Source organism: Sporomusa sp. (assembly GCF_057736855.1).
Window position 1 is genome coordinate 1 of sequence record NZ_JBYKYF010000322.1, and the last position, 3,302, is coordinate 3,302.

At 43.6% G+C, this 3,302-nt stretch carries 3 protein-coding genes; all 3 read right to left on the bottom strand.

Annotated elements, in window-relative coordinates; translation table 11 throughout:
* Positions 1 to 133 precede the first annotated feature (133 nt).
* Complete coding sequence (locus AC29Z1_RS15485) at positions 134 to 901, bottom strand: TPM domain-containing protein (protein ID WP_488272353.1); 768 nt, start codon at positions 899 to 901, stop codon at positions 134 to 136.
* 23 nt (positions 902 to 924) lie between these two features.
* Entirely contained in the window at positions 925 to 1,479 is a 555-nt protein-coding gene (locus AC29Z1_RS15490; RefSeq protein ID WP_488272354.1) for a LemA family protein, read from the bottom strand.
* A gap of 121 nt (positions 1,480 to 1,600) precedes the next feature.
* Positions 1,601 to 3,130 (bottom strand): YifB family Mg chelatase-like AAA ATPase, encoded by a 1,530-nt coding sequence (locus AC29Z1_RS15495; RefSeq protein WP_488272355.1) that lies wholly within the window; start codon positions 3,128 to 3,130, stop codon positions 1,601 to 1,603.
* Between the last annotated feature and the right edge of the window lie 172 nt (positions 3,131 to 3,302).

The window sequence follows — 3,302 nt, forward strand, 5'->3', positions numbered from 1 at the left end:
ATTTCCTATGGAAGAACGCTGCCGAGTTAAGTATGTTGTTATGGACTTAAGTCCGTTATTTTACGCGACAGCCCCTTTTTACATTTATCCGTTATTTTATGTTATGTTTAAAGACGTAAATCATTTTTTACTGCTACCATCTGCGACTGGAGCCACCGCCACCACCTGAGCCACCGCCATAACCACCACCGCCACCGCCATAACCACCACCGCCACCGCGAAATCGCAGCAAGGATAGAATAAGGTAGGTTATACTACCACCAAGAAATAACCAGTCAAAAATGAATAGTGCCAGCAAACCTGCAGCAAACGCCATTTGAGCCCACCAGGGCAACGTGTCCCACCAGGATTGATTTTGCCCAGACTGGGGTTTAAATGCTTTAGCATCAGTACTGATATGGGTTTTATATTCAGCGGCGGTAATACTGACTAATGCCTGATACCCATTCCAAATACCTTTGTTATAATCACCAACAGTAAAATAAGGTATCATGTAATTATCTTGAATTGCACCAGTCTTGGCGTCATTGAGCGCCCCTTCCAATCCGTAACCAACCTCAATCCGCGACTGTCGGTCATTCACCGCGACCAGCATCAACACACCATTGTTTAGCTCTTTGTCTCCAATCCCCCAGTGCCTAAGTACGCTTAGGGCATACTCTTCCACAGATGCCCCTTCCAATGATTTTACTGTTAATACTACAATTTGTGCTTTGGTTTTAGCTGCCAGTTTACTGCCCAAACTGTTAATTTTATTCTTAGTTTCTGAGTCCAGCACACCAGCGAGATCTTGAACATATATGCTTTGAGTAGGCGCTGGCGGAATTTGCGGTTGAGCCCAAACAACAGTAATTAGTAAAAGGTACGCGACTAATGTTAGCCAAGCCAGCCGTCTTTTCATCCATATCCCCTCGCTTGGCAAATTTAAAAGTTAACCTGGGGAACTTGTTTAGCGCTTTCTTCTGCTTTAAAATATTCTTTGGGCCCAAAACCCATCATTCCAGCAAACAAACTTGTCGGCAGTGAGCGTATTTTTGTATTATAGACTTGCACCGCATCATTATAGTCTTTACGCGCTACAGCAATACGATTTTCAGTACCGCTTAATTCGTCCATTAACGCCCGGAAATTAGCATCAGCCTTTAAATTAGGATAATTTTCTGCTACCATTAAGAGTCTGCTAAGAGCAGAACTAAGTTCACTGTTAGCAGCGGCTTTATCTACCGGTCCTTGGGCACCTGCTAGTTTGGCACGGGCATCAGCAACAGCCTGAATGGCTTGCTGCTCATGTGCTGCATAGCCTTTTACCGTATTAACCAGATTAGGAATTAGGTCACTTCGCCGTTGTAACTGGTTTTCAATCTGACTCCATTTTCCGATGATATTTTCATTCATACTAACCAAAGTATTGTAGCTAAACATTGCACTGACCAGCAGTGCTCCGACAATGGCAATAATAATCCATACAGACTTATTCATAAAAAACCTCCTTTGCCAGAAATTTATACATTCTGAAACTCGGCGCAAACAAGTCTTTTCTTATCTCTCCTGATTATTATATTTGAGAACATGTAATATATTTTTTACTATTTCCAGGAAATTATTTCCTGGAAATATATTGAAAATCACTTCGGAATTGAATCGCTTCGGCAATATGCTCTGCTGAAATATGGGATGATTGTTGCAAATCAGCTATAGTTTGCGCTACTTTTATTATCCGATCATAACCGCGAGCGCTAAGATTCATTTTTGTGAAAGCCTGCTTTAGAAGGTTTCTTGCTTCCGGCTTTAACTGACACAAGGCTTTAATGTGTTTGTGCTGCATTTGCGCATTAGCATAAAGCCCGATGTTTTGCAGCCGTTTTTGTTGGATAAGTCTAGCAACTTCTACTCGCTGGCGAATAGTAGCCGACGACTCCTGCGGAATATCCCTGACCAAATCGTTGTATTCAAGCCGTGGTACATGAATGGTTATATCCAACCGGTCAAGTAGTGGTCCGGATATCTTTTTCTGATAGCGTCGGATATCTGTCGGTGTACACATACATTCCTGTGAAGGATCGGAGCTAAAGCCGCACGGACAGGGATTTAAGGCTGCAATAAGCATAAATTTCGCTGGATAGGAAATAGTGGCGTTAACCCGCGAAATGGTAACTTCTCCATCTTCCATTGGTTGACGAAGAACCTCGAGCACTGTCCGTGGAAACTCCGGTAACTCATCCAAGAATAACACACCATTATGACTTAAAGTCACTTCACCCGGTCTTGGGATAGATCCTCCGCCGATCATACCAGCAGTCGAAACAGTATGATGCGGATTGCGAAAAGGGCGCTCAGTAACCAACCCGATATTATTTTTAAACATTCCGGCCACACTATAAATCTTAGTGACTTCGAGAGCTTCCTGTGTGGTCATGGCAGGCAGTATCGAAGGAATCCGCCTCGCCAGCATGGTTTTTCCCGAACCTGGCGGTCCAACCATTAAGACATTATGAAACCCAGCAGCAGCAATCTCAAGTGCTCGTTTGGCAACAACCTGGCCTTGCACATCAGCGAAATCAAGTGCCGAATCAACGGCTTGCTTGGCTGGCAACTCGGAAATCAAAGGTGGCAATACATATTCACCATTTAGATGTTTAACCGTCTCAGCTAGGGTTTCAGGCGCATATACTGTCAAATGTCCTGCTAATAATGCTTCCTGAGCATTGTCTGGAGCTACAATCATTTCCGATATACTATTATCTTGGCAGTTAGCAGCCATTGACAAGATCCCGGAGATTGCCCGCAGCCGGCCTTCTAGAGATAACTCGCCTGCAAACACCTGATTGCGGCATTTGGCCGGGTTAATCTGACCACTTGCTGCCAATATGCCTATAGCTATCGGCAAATCAAGTCCTGAGCTATCTTTCTTAATGTCAGCAGGTGCTAAATTGACTGTAATACGACGAGACGGAAACTCATATCCACTGTTTTTAATAGCTGCCCGCACACGTTCCCGAGATTCACGGACAGCCGTATCAGGCAAACCTACAATATCAAATGTCGGAATACCGTTGGCAATATCTACTTCCACTGTGATCAGCACACCGTTTAAGCCTAAGGTTGTAGAGCCAAAAGTTTGCGCAAACACTGATTACCCCCGCAATAGTTATCTACCAAATGCATTTATAATGTGATTACAACGAATTGAATCGTTCGTAACATATACTTCAAGAACATCAAACCGACAAGCTGTATCTGCAAAACCACGCTGGTTGAGAAAACACAGTGCGGTGTTAATTATTTTTTGCTGTTTTCTGACA

What these genes read in the sequence shown, in the direction of transcription:
- AC29Z1_RS15485 (WP_488272353.1), bottom strand. Translation starts at nt 901, where the DNA reads ATGAAAAGACGGCTGGCTTGGCTAACATTAGTCGCGTACCTTTTACTA.
- AC29Z1_RS15490 (WP_488272354.1), bottom strand. Translation starts at nt 1,479, where the DNA reads ATGAATAAGTCTGTATGGATTATTATTGCCATTGTCGGAGCACTGCTG.